Consider the following 14,241-nt stretch of genomic DNA (forward strand, 5'->3'; position numbering starts at 1 on the left):
GGAGAAGAGTTGGAGATCAGATGAAGGATAACATTCACGTTGTTTTCGGCTTCGATATGGAAACGGACGTGGGCAGCTTTACGCCGTATTATGACGGCGTCAAGAACGGTACCGCGCCGCTTGTCGAGCTGTTCGATAAGAAGGGAATCAAGGGAACTTTCTATTATACGGGGGATGCGGCCCGCCGCAATCCCGAGAGCGTCGAGATCGTCAAGCTGAGCGGCAACGAGGTTGGCTGTCACTCCCTGTTCCATGAGACGGTAGGGGATGAGCTGTTTCCGATTCCGGGCGTCGTGCCGTTGTTGCCGGAGGAAGTTCCGTTGCGCATCGAGAAAGCGACGGAATGGGTGCAGCAGGTGCTCGGCCATCAACCGGTATCGTTCCGCGCGCCTCGTCTTTGGGGATCGACTGCATTATTGAATGCGCTGGAACGGCTCAACTATGTATCGGACGCTTCTTATCCGATGTACTTCTATCGGGAAAGATTCGTTCCTTACCACCCGAGCAAGGCCGATTGGACGAAGGAAGGCGACATGAACATCGTCGAAATTCCGAACTTCGCCGACATGGTCATGCAGAGCAACGACCCGGGCCTGGAGCGGGATCGCGACCAATGGCCGCTATTCCGGACGAAGAGCGCGGACGAACTGATGAAGCGCATTGACGGATTCGTGAAGTTTCTGCAGGAGCGGAATTTGCCGGTCGTGCTGTGCTTCTACTTTCACCCATGGGAGTTTATTCCGATCCAGGAAAGCTACCATTACGGCGAAGCGACGGTAACGCCGGATCGTTTCTTGACGCTTGGCTGCGGGCAGAAGGCGATGAGCGAATTTTCGATTCTGATCGACCGGCTTAAGGATAAAGGCGCGGTATTCCACCGTGCGGACGATTTCGCCGGATTGTGGCGCAAGCAAACCATTCGTCAATAGGATAAGGAGACATGCGATATGACAGCCAGGGTATATATTCCGGATCACGAGTATAAGGAAAGAATTCAGAGGGCGGCCAAACTCGTTGCGGAACGCGGCTTGGACGTCATGATCGTCAATTCCAACGAAGCGGACTATGCGAACGCACGTTACTTCAGCGGCTTCTGGCCGCTGTTCGAACGCGCGGGCGTAGCGATTACGCCAGCGGGCGATGCGGCGCTGATGGTCGGCCCGGAAAGCTCGGTGTACGCGCGCGACTTCGGCAAAATCGACAAGCAGTTCACGCTAATGGAATACCGCGAATCCGCCAACCCGAGCTATCCTGAACTGAAGCCGAACACCTATCGCGAAGTGTTCAAGGCGCTTGGCATTACGGGCTCGAAGCTGAAAATCGGAGTAGCGAGCTTACTCGACACGAGCGTCGTCATGATGGAAGGATTGAAGAATAACTTCCCGGAGGCGGAAATCGTCGGCGCGGACGAAATTATGGTCGCGCTGCGCAGCATCAAGTCGGAGAACGAGATCGCGTGCATGCGCGAAGGGTTCCGCATTACCGAGCTGGCGACGCAGGAAGTGATCCGCACGATCCGCCCTGGCGTGACGGAAACGCAAATGGTCGGTGTCGCGCAGCGAGTGATCTACGAGAACGGTGCGGAGTACGAGGGCTTGCCGATGTACATCTTCAGCGAAAAGTCGACCCGTCATGCGATTTCCCGTTCTTCCCACCGCGTCATCAACAAAGGCGACATCGTGCAACTGAATCTGTCGGCCAAGGTAGACGGCTACTCGCCGAGCATCGGCATGCCGATCAGCCTCGGCAAGCTGACGCCGGAGCGTCGAGCGGTCATCGAGTTCGGGTTGAAGGCGCACGAATGGACGCAGGCGAACTTAAAGGCGGGCGTGCTGGCGAGCGAAGTAGCGAAAGGCTTCCTGCAATTTTTCAAAGATAACGGCTACGAGAAAAACTATCTGTACGGGCCATGTCATGGCACAGGGATGATCGAAGTCGAAGCGCCGTGGATGGAAACGTCGTCGAACTACTTGCTGGAGCCGAATATGACGTTTCAGATCGATACGTTCGTTACGACGGACACGTTCGGCATCCGCTGGGAGAAGGGCGCAGTTATTCGCGAAGGCGGCTGCGAATTGCTGTGCAATCCGATCGGCACGATTCACGAGCTGGAGTTTTAATTTAGGTCGCGAATAAGAAACAGGCACCCTCCAGATGGGTGCCTGTTTGGCTTGCAATCACTTCAGTGTAATAGAAGAAATGCTGCCGTTTGTTTTGAAGTCTTTCGTGAAAACGACAGTCGCTTTCGCGGTAACGATGCCGTTAGGGCCCTTGATCGTTACGGTTGGAGTCGATGAATAGCCCGACCCGGGATTGGTCACGGTTACGCCGGTTACGACGCCGTCCTTGATGATCGGGGTTGCGGTCGCCAACGTTCTTTTCCAGATGCCCCCGTTTTTCCCGTTGTAGCGATAGTAGTTGGATACTTCGTCCAAGCGGTCATTCGTAATCCCGTAGGGAGAGAGAACTTTCATCAGAGCCGCCTTGTTGCTTTGGGCTTCCTCGACGGTCGGCCCTCGGTCCAAACCTGCGGGAGTTACGCCGCTGAATGCTTTCCTGAATACTTCCGTTGGCACTCCCAAGGCTGAGGCAATAAGTACGACTGGCCTTCCGTGATCTTGAGGATCGGTTTCGAATCCTCCGGAAATGAGGACGGTGTAGGCGCCTTGTACAGTTTCGCTAGTGTTAGTGCTAGTGTTATTCCCGGCATTCCCTGCCTTAGGCGCCGGATTGGCGGAGCCGCATTTTCCGTCTTGTTGGGGAGGCTGCTTCGACGATTTCGATACGTCTCCTGGCCACGGAGAGTCCATTGCAATCGGAGCTGCCGCTGTCTCGTTGCTGTGGATCAACGCAACCAGTCCGCCTCCTACCATGACGGTTGCCAGCATGCCGGCGATGACGACTTTTTTCATATTCATCTTCCTTTCGTAAGGGGAGTCTGTTATTTCTTGAAGTCATCGTACTTGAGTTTGGTGAAAAAACGGTGAAAGAGTGGGACGTATCGAATATACTGATGTCAACAATAGGTAAAATGGGAATGAGGCTGCGTAATGAAAATATTGCTGGCCGAGGACGACGTCCGCCTGGGTGAACTGACCGCCCATATGCTGAGGAAAAAAACAGGCGGCGTCGTAGAATGGGTGACGACGGGCAACAGTGCGTTCGATTATGCGACCGCTTCCAGTTACGACGTCGTGGTGCTTGACTGGATGATGCCGGAAGGAGACGGCCGAACAACGTGCGTAAAGCTTCGCAAGGCCGGCTATCTCGGTGCGATTCTGATGCTAACGGCAAAGGATGCGTTGCAGGATCGGGTCGAAGGTCTCGATGCGGGGGCTGACGATTATTTGGTGAAGCCGTTCGAGATGGACGAGCTGCTTGCGCGTTTGCGGGCGCTCATGCGCAGGAATTTCGTTCCCCTGCAGGATGATATCGTCCGGATCGGAGATCTGGAACTGCAGCGGACGAATCAGATCGTGATGCAAGGCGGCCGGGAAGTTCAGCTGTCGCCGCGCGAATATCAAATCCTGGATTTGCTGCTGCAGAATAAGGGGCGCACGTTGTCCCGCGAAGTCATTTTGGACAAAGTATGGGGCCTGGATGCCGACGTAAACCTGAAGGCCATCGACGCCATTGTCAAACTCATTCGCAAAAAGCTGGAGCCTTCCGCTTCGCGGGAGCTTATTCAAAGCGTGAGAGGCATAGGGTACAAAATCGATGCCTAACGGAAGCCCGCCCACTCTGTTCGACCGGATGCGCCTCAAGCTGACGCTGCAATACAGCGGTGTGCTGATGGTATTCCTGACGTTGTTCGTCGTGATCGTCTACGTGCTGCTGTATTTGTTTATTTGGAACGATCAACGTTCCCGTCTGACCAAGCTGGCCGACAGCGAGATTCATATTTTGCAAGACTGGGCGGATCATGACGACAATCCGAACCGGCTGCCTCCACGGGAGATTGAGGACGCCTTCTCGATCAGTACGGACCAGTCGTTCTATTATTTGATTGCGGAGAACGGGAACATGCAGCTGGGAGACGAGACGCAGTCGAAGCTCCGTGCCCAAGTCATGGAGCTCATTGCCAAAGGCCATTTCCAGAAGAAACGAATCGAAAAAGTAACGCTGCAAACATTCGACGATCCGTCCGCGAATGGGTTGGTTGGCACGATAAGCGGAGACAACGCGAAGTTTCTTGTGGTCGACCGCGATTTAATGTGGAACGGGAAACGGATCGGCAAGCTGTATGTGGGAAAGGAAGTAACGTTCCAGCACAACTTGTTCCGATATTTGCTCATTCTGTTGGTCGGGTTGGCATTGGTGTTTTTCGCGCTGGCCTTGTGGCTTAGTCATTACATGTCACGCAAAGCGACCATCCCTGTGGCCAACGCGTACGACAGGCAGCGAGAATTCGTAGCGGACGCTTCCCATGAGCTGCGCACGCCGCTGAGCGTATTGATGACCTCGATTGAGGCGTTGCAATTAGAGACGGGGACGGAGAGCGACCCCTTTGTCACTCGGGTGCTGGACGGCATGAAAGAAGAAGTTCAATTAATCACGAAGCTGACCGGGAATCTGATGCACCTGGCGCGCTCCGATTCGGGCGATTCCGTTCTCGAGTATCTCCCGTTTGATTTAAGGGAAGCGGCCATAAGCGTCGTTGATAAGCTGCAGCCATTGGCCCGGGCTAAAGAAATTAACATGGAGATGCATGTGCCTGATGAGCTGCGGGTGATTTGGGATGCGGAAAAAATGATGCAGTTGCTCGTGCTGCTCATCGAAAACGCGATAAAATATACGCCCACTGGCGGGGCGGTCGTTGTCACGCTGGCAGATATCACGGTAAAAGGGGAAAGATCGCTAACCATCGAGGTCAGGGACAACGGGATCGGCATTTCCCCTGAGGCTCTTCCGCGCATTTTCGACCGTTTTTACCGCCAAGATAAGGCTAGAACGCGGCAAACCGGCGGCCATGGTCTTGGTCTGGCGATCGCCAAAAACATCGTGGAAATGGGCCGGGGCACGATCCGGGTGGACAGCAAGGAGGGCGAGGGCAGCACTTTCACGGTGCGGCTTCCGCTGGCGGGGGAGTGAGGGGGCCACTTAAGGTTCCATTGAAAGAATACCTCACATCTTGGAAAAACTTTTGGTACAATAACAATTGACGAAGGCGCCGCCCAATCTTTATCCGTCGGCGTTCCACAAAACGCGAGGAGGATCCTTACAAATGGAGACAGGAAATAAAGTAACCATTACAGTTGAGACCGTCGTCAACGTACCGGTCGGCGAGGTGTGGAAGTATTGGACAGAGCCGCAGCATATTACGAAATGGAGTTTTGCTTCCGAAGATTGGCACGCGCCGAAAGCCGAAAATGATTTAAGGGCCGGCGGGAGCTTCCTGACAAGAATGGAGGCCAAAGATGGCAGTTTTGGCTTCGATTTTGGCGGAGTTTATGATGAAGTGAAAACGAATGAGCTGATTTCCTATACATTGGGCGATGGAAGAAAAGTTAGAATTGATTTTATTAGCCAAGAAAACGGTACTAAGATCATTGAAGCTTTCGAAGCGGAATCGACCAATCCTGTTGAAATGCAAGAAGCGGGTTGGCAGGCATTTCTGGGTAATTTCAAAAAATATAGCGAGGCTTCCAACGAAGAGTAGGGGCTTGCGCATGAAGAAAGGGCCATCCGACCAAGGATGGCCCTTTCTTGCTGTTGCAGACAGCGATAAGGCAGCATTCCTGCAAATGTGCAGGTTTTTCGGCTAGATCTGGCTAAAATGATCAAAATGCCTGCGAATGTGCAGGAATGTGATAGGAATGTGCCAATAATCGACCCTGGCATGAAAAAAGCCTGCATTTTCGCAGGCGTTGGACGAACAAGGACGAATAGCGATGAAAAAAACTGCAGATTCGCAGGTTTCTTTACCGCGCACCCGCAGGGTGAGGTGCTAAGGCGGCTTTCTTACATTTCGTAAGCGATGGCCCTTACACTTGCCGAGACGGTAGGTTAAGCGTTCCAAGTCCGGCAGCGCCTGGAGGATCGACCGCGGAAGTAGCCTTGTCCGACGCTGGCGTCAAGCGTGTAGAACGTGAAGAACCCAAGCTAAATCCAAGTGATGGCCGACCGGTTGAATTTGTTTATTTTTCTCGGGCTCGTTAACTCATCGGCCGTCTGGCGGATGATCCGGATGCCGTCAGCGATCTCTTGTTCATTTGTGCGAATAATGCTGAGGCGCAAGCTGTTCGCGCTTTCCACACTGGGAAGGTAGCAATGCATCGTAGGGAAAACATACACGTCCTTCTGACGAAGGGCAGCGGCCAGTTCCTCTGCAGGCAGATGACTGGGGAGCTCGAGCTGAGCAAATATTCCGCCGGTTGACTGGCTGAGCCGAAAGCCCTCGTTTAAGTAGGTGCTGCATGCTTCCTGCAGAGCTTTCATTCGAATGCTATAGCGATCCTTCATCATGGCGGCGTGGCGCTGAAACAAACCGCTGTCCAGGTGGATTTCCAAAGCGGCTTGCGAGAGGGCGGCCGTGCTTAAATCGCTTGACGACTTGTACTTTCGAAATAAGGTAATGAACGCTTCGGGAAGTACAGCGACGCCGAGTCGCAGGCCGGGTAGCATGATTTTGGAAAAGCTTCGGATGTAGATGACGTGCCCCGAATGATCGTAGCTGTAGATGGGATCGGATTTGCTGTCCGTTTCCAAGTCTGCGAGATAGTCGTCCTCCACGATATACACATCATATTTCTCCGCCATTGCTGCGATTGCTTCCTTCTCCCGACGTGACAGGCTCGTTCCCATCGGGTTGTGGTACCTGGGGACCGTGTAAAAAAATTTAATGGAATTGTTCCGAAAATGCCGTTCCAGCTCATCCAGATCAACACCTGATTCCGTTCGAGAAATTCCGATTGCGGTTACCCCGAGGAGGCTTAGCAGATTTAACATTCCGGCATAGCAGGGCTGTTCCACCAGAATTGCCGATTTCCCATTCGGGAACGGCATGGAGGCAAGCAGGTGAAGCGCTTGTTGGGCACCGGAGACGACGCAGATCCGTTCGGGTCCGGCGAAAATTTGGGAGGCTACCAAATGCCGGGATATCGCCTCGCGTAGAGAGGGGAATCCAAGCGGATCGCCGTATGTGAAGAGACGATCCCCGTATAACTGAATTGCTCGGTTTAATCCGTGCTGAATTTCTTCATAGGGGATAACCCCCGTATCCGGAGCGGCCGCGGCAAAATCAATCCGCCCTTCCGACCGATCCTCAGACTGGGAGGAGCGAACAATGACGTAGTAGCCACTCTTAGGCACCGAGTAAATCAGGTGTTCTTTTTCCAATTCATCGATCGCTCGGATCACGGTGTTTTTGCTGCATTCCCATTGTTCGCTAAGCTCTCGAATGGACGGCAATTTGCCGCCCGGCTTGATCGCCCCGCTGTTAATCTGTTGCTTCAGAAAGTCCTTCACATTCTCGTATTTCATGAACTTCCACCCCGAATTTGTATGGGTATAGATGAAGAATAATTCATTATCCACTTCCGTCTGTCCCCATTATACTAAACACATGATGTAACGTGAACTATGGGAGGTATACAGATGGAGTGGATTCATGACAGTCTGCCTTACAGAATCAGTGACAGTGTGGATGAGCTGCAGCCGGATGTGATTATCGCTTTATTGAAAGGCAGTTATTGGGCCTCGGAACGGTCGGAAGAAACGATCAGGGCAAGCTGGAAAGAATCGCATTGTTTCGGAGTGTATAACACAGATGGGCTTCAAGTCGGCTTCATGCGGGTTGTAACGGATGGAGCAACCTTTTCGTGGCTGTGCGACGTGATCGTCGACACCGGACATCGCGGAAATGGACTCGGCAAGTGGATGATGGCTGTGTTGGTCGACCATCCTCGCATTCGCCATACATCTATTTGTCTCAATACACGAGATGCGCATGGACTCTATGAGAAGTACGGCTTCGTACGAGTGGAAACGATGGGTCGCCGTGCAACTCAATAATAAAGATAGAGGAGAATAGAAATTTTCACCGAACTAGTCAACATAAGTTAGATTTCTCCCGCGAATGGTGTCAGATCAAGTAGGGGCCGAATTATACGGGACGGGGAGAGCAGGGCTGAAGATGTTGGAGCGGCGGATAAGCGATGAGTGTAACGAGAACGATTGGCGGGGCGAGATGACAGCACCGAGATCGTCCGAGGGTGAATTGGTCGAACAAGCGCGGGCTGGAAATCGTGAAGCATTCGACGAGCTTGTCCGAAAGCATCGGGCGGCAGCGCTTGGGATCGCGAATCGAATGGTTCGAGATGCCCATATGGCTGAAGACGTCGTGCAGGATGCGATCATCCGTGCGTTTATGCACCTGGGGACGCTTATGGACGCAGGCAAATTCACGCAGTGGTTGAGCCGCATCGTAAGGAACCAGGCTTTGCTGAAACTCCGGCGCGGAGGTCCGTATGCGAAAGAACGGCCATTCTCCGGCTTAGCGCCAGGAAGAGGCTCATCGCACGGACCAATGACACGGGACGCGTTCTACGATGCGGATGGCGAAACGGATTGGACGGATATTGACCGTATCCTGTTCCGGTTGCAGTCGGCGGCGACGGAAGAGTCGAGGCGTCTCGCCGACCCGTCTGAATGCTTGGCTCGCAGAGAGATGCTTGAAGGATTGCGATCGTTACTTCATGTGCTGAACAAGCGCGAACGTAGTATATTCGAAGCGCATTTCTTCGGTGAATTGCCGCCCGCGGAAATCGCCAAGCTGCTTGGGACCACGTCCGCCAGTGTGTACAACAGCCTTTCGCGAGCCAGAGTTAAGGTGCGTCAAGAACGCACGCGCGTTACCCTCTCACTTTATGTAAAACGTAGAGCCGAGCTAGGTTTGCCGCGGCGCAAAGTACTCTCCCCGCCTTTGTAACTCAGTGCCCCACCTTTAATGAGGAGGAATGAGGATGTCAGCAATCAAACGCAAGGATAACTGGAACGAAACATGGACATCTGCCGGTTTCGCCCTTCATGGCGCCGTCAGCTATACCGACAAGAAATACTTATCGATGGTGGATGTCATGGGGCTGACAGGGCACGCTTTCCGCATGAACATTGATCCGCAGAAAGTCGATATTGCAGGACCGACTTCGTTTCCTGGCGGCTATATTTTCAGAAGAAATCTGGCCAACCTGGGTTTCATCAGCAACATGGGGGAAGCCGCTGCCCCGCCGACACCGGAACTGCTCGAAAAGACGATGGCGTTAGTTCAGGAGACGATCGATAAGGGAGTTCCCGCTATTGCCGTAGATTTGTTTACTCCAGAGTTCGGGTTAATCTACGGGTATGACGATGATCAGCAGCTATTTTACGCCAAAGAAGCCTCTCGGGACGGTACGATTACCTACGAGAAGTTCGCAAATCCGAAAATCTTCGTGCTTTTCCTCATAACGATCAGCGAAAGCTTGCCGCACTCCAAATACGAGATGCTGCGGATGGCATTGGATATGATTGTGGACCATGCGAGGGGAAGGGAATGGAATCATGCGGAGTTTTTCAACAATCGGTTTGCCATGGGGCTTGCCGGTTACGAGGCCTGGATCAAAGCTATGGAGAATCGGTCGGCGGATGAATTGGGGAACGCGTATAACGTGGAGGTCATTGCCGACGCTCGCGAGTTCGCGGCGCAGTTCCTGCGAGAGCTTGTCATCAAGTGGGACGGAACCAATTTCGTCGAACGCAAAGTTCGGGAGTATGCCGCTGCAGCCGAGGTCCATTACGAAGCAGTCGCCGCCGCGTTCGCGGAGCTGCGCATGATGTTCCCGTTCCCTCAAGGGGGGACGCCGAAGGACCCGGAAACCGCCGATCGGGCGATTGCATTACTGGCGGCAGCTAGAGAAGAAGAAACAAAAGGCGTTGTCATGTTGGAACATTTCCTCGATTTCATGAAGGCCTATCATTCAGAGAAATGGGTGATTTAATGATGAAGATGATCGAATTGAAAGGAATGATGTTAGTCGGGATTCGCATTGTTTGCCCCAGTGATCAATATGCGATTGAAATTCCGAAAGCGGCGATTCAGCTCAAAAACAGGTTGAATGAGATCACGGGGATCGTGAATTGCGATGGCTTCATTGGAGCGTTCGTTGTGGAGGAATTGTCTGAAGCGGACGACGGTTATTGGGTGTGCGTTGAGGTAGACATGTTCGGAGAAATTCCCGCAGGTATGGTCACGCTCACAATTCCCGCACAGAAATATGCGATGATTCGGCATTCTGGGCCGAATACTTCCATTCATGACACCTATGAATCGTTACATCGATGGGAAGCGGAGCAGGGATTAGAACGGCTCAAGGGTGCATGGCACTTGGAAATTTCGCGGAAGTGGTACGAGGCGAATTCGGACGAGATCGAGATCGATCTATACGATACCGTCCGATAACCGAATCGGAACCATATGGGGCGGATGGCCGAAAGAGGAGGCAAGAACATGACTGAACTGATGTTTGAACAGTCACATCCTCAGGAAGACGAAGGTTCGGGGAACGCGATGGACTTCTTATGGTACGGCGGTTTTATTATGGCTCCAAGCGATCGATTTGACGAAGTCATCGAGTGGTATTGCTCCCATATGGGATGGGACTGTAAAGCGAACTTTGAAAATGCCGGACGGATGGCTTTTTTGAAGTTTCCCGGCAAGGGGCAGGTCGTCCTGAAATCGTATGAAAGCCAATACCCGCAGTTTCGTCATGAAGAGGCGCCGGAAAGCCGTAGTCGTCTATGTTTTAGCGTAGAGAACAAAGATAAGGCTGTCGCTTATTTTACGACTCACGGAATAGGTACCTCCAATTTTCAAGTGTTGCCGGACGGTCGGGAAACGTTTGAGATCCACGCTTTTGCCGGAACGATTTTGACCGCTGTCACAACAAAGGACGGCAAATCCAAATATCCAAATTCAAGAATTGCGGGATACTCCGACAACGTGATGCAAATCAGAACGAGAAACTTAACGGATATGATTTCGTTTTATGAAAATGTGGTGGGAATGAAGCGGCTTGAATACGAGGGGCCGGAAGGGTACGCCCGGCTTGGTGCGAAGGATGCCCGCGGCGAGCAGCTTGATCTTGTATGGCTTATCCCTGCGGAAGCGGATCATTCGCCTACGACAAATCAATCTACCCAATCGCACTTTTGGATAGGTCCGGAGAAGAAAGACTTTGTTAAAGCGTGGCAACAGCTGAAGGCTGCAGGACATTCAGTATCCGATCTTTCAGGAAACCCGGAAACATGGGCTGCATTTTATCTGCTCGATCCGGAAGGTAATCGTGTTAATGTTTGGAATTGCAAGTAAGGCATGCAGAGAGGGATGTAACAAGCAGCCGGGAGGCAGCCTGTTACCATCCCTCTTTAGCGTTCTAACTTGTTTTCATCATTCACCCGACGGGGGTAACCAGTCTACTCAATTCGGACTGTAATTGCCGTTGGAGTTCCTCAACGATCGAATAATTCGTAGCTGCAACGTAGATGGCCTTAATGAGAGAATCGATGGCCTCGGCTTCCGCCAAAAGAGAAGTGGCTTCTTTCATTTTGGCGGAATAGCGTTCTTTAATTGCGGCAATTTCGGCTGCATACGCTTCATCTGTACCAGGAGCCGTAGTAAGCATATACATATCAAGGATTTCATCCCCGTCCCGGTCGGGAAAGTATTCATGCGGGGCGGTACTGTCGAAGATAGCCGTTCTGAGCGTCGGGAATATCAACATATCCAGGCTGTTTGGATCAAAACCGCAATGAAACACTTGAACTTCGATTCCTTTCTTTTCGGCAGCGGCGGCAAGCTTCTTAAGCAGCGTCGATTTTCCGGATCCCGGCCTTCCTTTGATGAAAATCCGTCTTTCCAGCTGAACGGTCAAGCTTTGTATGAAATCGAATGCTCCCTTCGGAGTTGCAGCTCCGAAAAACAAGTGACGTCCAATGGTCGGCGAATCGCATTCATGACCGGCGTACAATTCTTGAATCAAATTGTTCGCAATCTGGTCTGCCTTCATAAAATCCATGTTGTCGATATAATATTTTTCCCATTCGTCATGAATCCGTAACGCGGTTAAGAACGTTTCATAGGCTTTTGAATAAGCGCTATTCAGCTTGCCTCTTATATCTTCTATCACCTCGGTTTGTCCCGGTGCAATAAGACTGTTATCAAGCGCGTCCCCGAAATGGATGAAGACGATTTCACCAGCCTCGTTCTCCGAAATTCCTTCGCAGACTCGACCATCGATAATACCAACCTTCAATTCCGTTAAAATGATGCCATCCAACTCGTCGGGACGGAGAGGGGAGTGAAAGCATTGCACATGCTGACCCTGATCCATCTGACGATCCGCCAAGCTGCGAATGACCGTGGATTTCCCCGTACCTTGGGGGCCTGTAAGAACGAATATCTTGTTCAGACCATCAAAGGCGGATTTATACAAGAAATGGGCTCCGTGCGCAGTGTTGCCGCGGGCAAAGTAGTGCGATGATTTTTCCATCAACCTGAAACACTCCTTTATATCGGGATAAGTACCTATATATTTGTATATTCCGCACTGTAAAAAGCGGTGTTTGTTCTCTCCATGATATTTTTGCGATGTCTTTTACCGAAGAAGTTAAACAACCTTAGTTCGGCTGATTACCGAACTAAGGTTGTTTGGTTGTTTAGTGCTTTTAACTAAAATATTATTTATTCCAACGCAAGTAAAATAAGAAGAAAGGATCTAGAACATATAATTTTTGCTCACGCCATTCGAGGATTTGGAACATCTCACCGGTTTCCTGAAGAATTTTTTGAATTTGGGCTAGTGTGTTCGATACAGTTAAAGGATTTGGTGGTTTTTCTCCAACTAATAAAACTTTAGTTATTCGTTGTTGTATCTCAGCTATATCTATGGAGATCAAAGGGGGATCTTCTGCTAGCATTTTAAGTATTACATGGTAAATATCAAGATTAGTTCCATTCCTCAATTTATATTGTATTCTCTTATCTCGTCCTTGAGGGGGGCCAGTAATCAATTTTTGAATTACTGGATTATAATTCTCATAGTCACGAGTTGTTTCTACGAAAGCATTATAAACGTATTTGTTATCATTAATATTAACAACGAGAAGGTCTTCATCTATGTTCAATTCATAAGCTAAATTTAGACAGTTTTGCTGCATTAACTGAGGTGAAGTAATGCTTTCTTCAACAAGAAGATCTACAATGGAATTTGCGACTGTTATGCCCAGCAGTTCAAACCCTTTTTTCGGAATTTGACTTAATTCCTCGGGAGACCAAGGTTCAATATTAATATATCTTACACGACCGATTAAATCAGGATTTAATCGAATAGCGTCATCAGAGCGGTGGGGAAGTGAGACAACAACGGCTTTAAGTCCACGAAAAATTTCGCTTTTAAGGACTCGTGCAATGTATTTCTGGATTTCAGGAGTAACATAATGAAAATCATCAATAACTAGAACATTTTGATTTTGAATCATGTAATCGATCATGCTGCTTTTGCTACGTTGTTGCTTTTCTTTGGTTGCTTCGATATCAATAAATTTTGCACCGGTGGTTCCTTTTAGGCTCAAATCGGCTAAAAGAGGAATGCCGGCTTTTCCTCCTGCTTCTCCACCAAAGCTTGTCTCATTACTTTGCTGGGTAGTCGTCTCTATTTCAACAGGAATCTGAAGTTTTTCAGCAATTTGAATCCAAAAATCATCTAGTGCTCTAATATGAGAGCCACTAATTTCAACAATTTTATCAACCGGAATTACACTATAGCAAAGTACTGTTTTTCCTGATTTCGAAGCACCAGTAATTAACGCAAGAATACCCTTTGTTCTTAATGCTTTATTTAACCGTTCTTTATAAGTTTCTCGTTCATCAAACAATCTATTTACATATGTATACTCAGGGTAAGATGTCGGTTGGAAAATATCTGGTGATGTATAACTCCTCACCATAAGAAAGTTTCACTTCCTTTCTACAAGTAAATACATTTACTAATTATACCACAAAATAAAATTCTGATATCTGAATGTAGTTTGTCACATTTAAGTATTTCTACATAAGGAACAGTCTAAACAATGTTGTGAAAACCGAATGGAAGACATACTTGCAAAGCGTATCAAATTCTAACGGGAACGATCGGAACTGAGGCAATTTATTCGTTCCTGCCGGCACGCCGTGGCCTTGTTAGTAGACGGTTTAGCGAACAAGCT

At 50.2% G+C, this 14,241-nt stretch carries 14 protein-coding genes; 10 read left to right on the forward strand and 4 right to left on the reverse strand.

Annotated features, from left to right (window positions below; all coding sequences use genetic code 11):
- On the forward strand, window positions 1-929 hold a 929-nt coding region (locus ACFPOF_RS33300), incomplete at its 5' end, for a polysaccharide deacetylase family protein (protein WP_378140482.1).
- Window positions 930-947: 18 nt separating this feature from the next.
- Window positions 948-2,120 (forward strand): M24 family metallopeptidase, encoded by a 1,173-nt coding sequence (locus ACFPOF_RS33305; RefSeq protein ID WP_378140484.1) that lies wholly within the window; start codon window positions 948-950, stop codon window positions 2,118-2,120.
- A 57-nt stretch (window positions 2,121-2,177) separates the two neighbouring features.
- Here ACFPOF_RS33305 and ACFPOF_RS33310 read toward each other — a convergent pair whose 3' ends face one another.
- Window positions 2,178-2,912: a hypothetical protein gene (locus ACFPOF_RS33310; RefSeq protein WP_378140486.1), complete on the reverse strand. Its 735-nt coding sequence runs from the start codon at window positions 2,910-2,912 to the stop codon at window positions 2,178-2,180.
- Window positions 2,913-3,050: 138 nt separating this feature from the next.
- Here ACFPOF_RS33310 and ACFPOF_RS33315 point away from each other — a divergent pair, with 138 nt between their 5' ends.
- The 3 genes from ACFPOF_RS33315 (at window position 3,051) to ACFPOF_RS33325 (ending at window position 5,659) form a co-directional block, all read left to right on the forward strand.
- A complete protein-coding gene (locus ACFPOF_RS33315) occupies window positions 3,051-3,725 on the forward strand; it encodes a response regulator transcription factor (RefSeq protein ID WP_378140488.1) in 675 nt (224 codons plus the stop codon).
- Window positions 3,718-5,091 (forward strand): sensor histidine kinase, encoded by a 1,374-nt coding sequence (locus tag ACFPOF_RS33320; RefSeq protein ID WP_378140490.1) that lies wholly within the window; start codon window positions 3,718-3,720, stop codon window positions 5,089-5,091. The genes ACFPOF_RS33315 and ACFPOF_RS33320 overlap by 8 nt, the downstream gene beginning before the upstream one ends.
- A gap of 133 nt (window positions 5,092-5,224) precedes the next feature.
- The gene (locus ACFPOF_RS33325; protein ID WP_378140492.1) at window positions 5,225-5,659 is read left to right on the forward strand and encodes an SRPBCC family protein; all 435 of its coding nucleotides are present in this window, start codon (window positions 5,225-5,227) and stop codon (window positions 5,657-5,659) included.
- 443 nt (window positions 5,660-6,102) lie between these two features.
- On the opposite strand, the gene ACFPOF_RS33330 is transcribed toward ACFPOF_RS33325, so the two are convergent.
- Window positions 6,103-7,482: an aminotransferase-like domain-containing protein gene (locus ACFPOF_RS33330; protein WP_378140494.1), complete on the reverse strand. Its 1,380-nt coding sequence runs from the start codon at window positions 7,480-7,482 to the stop codon at window positions 6,103-6,105.
- 114 nt (window positions 7,483-7,596) lie between these two features.
- Here ACFPOF_RS33330 and ACFPOF_RS33335 point away from each other — a divergent pair, with 114 nt between their 5' ends.
- The 5 genes from ACFPOF_RS33335 to ACFPOF_RS33355 all read left to right on the forward strand — a co-directional run bounded on the left by ACFPOF_RS33335 (window position 7,597) and on the right by ACFPOF_RS33355 (window position 11,347).
- Window positions 7,597-8,013 (forward strand): GNAT family N-acetyltransferase, encoded by a 417-nt coding sequence (locus ACFPOF_RS33335; RefSeq protein ID WP_378140496.1) that lies wholly within the window; start codon window positions 7,597-7,599, stop codon window positions 8,011-8,013.
- 175 nt (window positions 8,014-8,188) lie between these two features.
- Complete coding sequence (locus ACFPOF_RS33340; RefSeq protein WP_378140498.1) at window positions 8,189-8,929, forward strand: RNA polymerase sigma factor; 741 nt, start codon at window positions 8,189-8,191, stop codon at window positions 8,927-8,929.
- 34 nt (window positions 8,930-8,963) lie between these two features.
- Entirely contained in the window at window positions 8,964-9,977 is a 1,014-nt protein-coding gene (locus tag ACFPOF_RS33345) for a hypothetical protein (RefSeq protein WP_378140500.1), read from the forward strand.
- Entirely contained in the window at window positions 9,977-10,438 is a 462-nt protein-coding gene (locus tag ACFPOF_RS33350; RefSeq protein ID WP_378140502.1) for a GyrI-like domain-containing protein, read from the forward strand. Before ACFPOF_RS33345 ends, ACFPOF_RS33350 begins: the two co-directional genes overlap by 1 nt.
- A gap of 48 nt (window positions 10,439-10,486) precedes the next feature.
- Window positions 10,487-11,347 (forward strand): VOC family protein, encoded by an 861-nt coding sequence (locus ACFPOF_RS33355; RefSeq protein ID WP_378140504.1) that lies wholly within the window; start codon window positions 10,487-10,489, stop codon window positions 11,345-11,347.
- 82 nt (window positions 11,348-11,429) lie between these two features.
- On the opposite strand, the gene ACFPOF_RS33360 is transcribed toward ACFPOF_RS33355, so the two are convergent.
- Both ACFPOF_RS33360 and ACFPOF_RS33365 read right to left on the reverse strand, forming a co-directional pair.
- On the reverse strand, window positions 11,430-12,527 hold the full coding sequence (locus ACFPOF_RS33360) for a nucleoside-triphosphatase (RefSeq protein WP_378140506.1): 1,098 nt from the start codon (window positions 12,525-12,527) through the stop codon (window positions 11,430-11,432).
- A 187-nt stretch (window positions 12,528-12,714) separates the two neighbouring features.
- The gene (locus ACFPOF_RS33365; RefSeq protein WP_378140508.1) at window positions 12,715-13,983 is read right to left on the reverse strand and encodes an ATP-binding protein; all 1,269 of its coding nucleotides are present in this window, start codon (window positions 13,981-13,983) and stop codon (window positions 12,715-12,717) included.
- Window positions 13,984-14,241: the final 258 nt, after the last annotated feature.

Origin of the sequence: Cohnella soli, assembly GCF_042655525.1 — a bacterium.
Lineage (GTDB): Bacteria > Bacillota > Bacilli > Paenibacillales > Paenibacillaceae > Cohnella > Cohnella soli.

Coding starts and splice junctions, on each gene's coding strand:
- ACFPOF_RS33315 (WP_378140488.1), top strand. CDS start 3,051: ATGAAAATATTGCTGGCCGAGGACGACGTCCGCCTGGGTGAACTGACC.
- ACFPOF_RS33350 (WP_378140502.1), top strand. CDS start 9,977: ATGATGAAGATGATCGAATTGAAAGGAATGATGTTAGTCGGGATTCGC.
- ACFPOF_RS33365 (WP_378140508.1), bottom strand. CDS start 13,983: ATGGTGAGGAGTTATACATCACCAGATATTTTCCAACCGACATCTTAC.
- ACFPOF_RS33310 (WP_378140486.1), bottom strand. CDS start 2,912: ATGAAAAAAGTCGTCATCGCCGGCATGCTGGCAACCGTCATGGTAGGA.
- ACFPOF_RS33335 (WP_378140496.1), top strand. CDS start 7,597: ATGGAGTGGATTCATGACAGTCTGCCTTACAGAATCAGTGACAGTGTG.
- ACFPOF_RS33330 (WP_378140494.1), bottom strand. CDS start 7,482: ATGAAATACGAGAATGTGAAGGACTTTCTGAAGCAACAGATTAACAGC.
- ACFPOF_RS33320 (WP_378140490.1), top strand. CDS start 3,718: ATGCCTAACGGAAGCCCGCCCACTCTGTTCGACCGGATGCGCCTCAAG.
- ACFPOF_RS33355 (WP_378140504.1), top strand. CDS start 10,487: ATGACTGAACTGATGTTTGAACAGTCACATCCTCAGGAAGACGAAGGT.
- ACFPOF_RS33360 (WP_378140506.1), bottom strand. CDS start 12,527: ATGGAAAAATCATCGCACTACTTTGCCCGCGGCAACACTGCGCACGGA.
- ACFPOF_RS33305 (WP_378140484.1), top strand. CDS start 948: ATGACAGCCAGGGTATATATTCCGGATCACGAGTATAAGGAAAGAATT.
- ACFPOF_RS33340 (WP_378140498.1), top strand. CDS start 8,189: ATGACAGCACCGAGATCGTCCGAGGGTGAATTGGTCGAACAAGCGCGG.
- ACFPOF_RS33325 (WP_378140492.1), top strand. CDS start 5,225: ATGGAGACAGGAAATAAAGTAACCATTACAGTTGAGACCGTCGTCAAC.
- ACFPOF_RS33345 (WP_378140500.1), top strand. CDS start 8,964: ATGTCAGCAATCAAACGCAAGGATAACTGGAACGAAACATGGACATCT.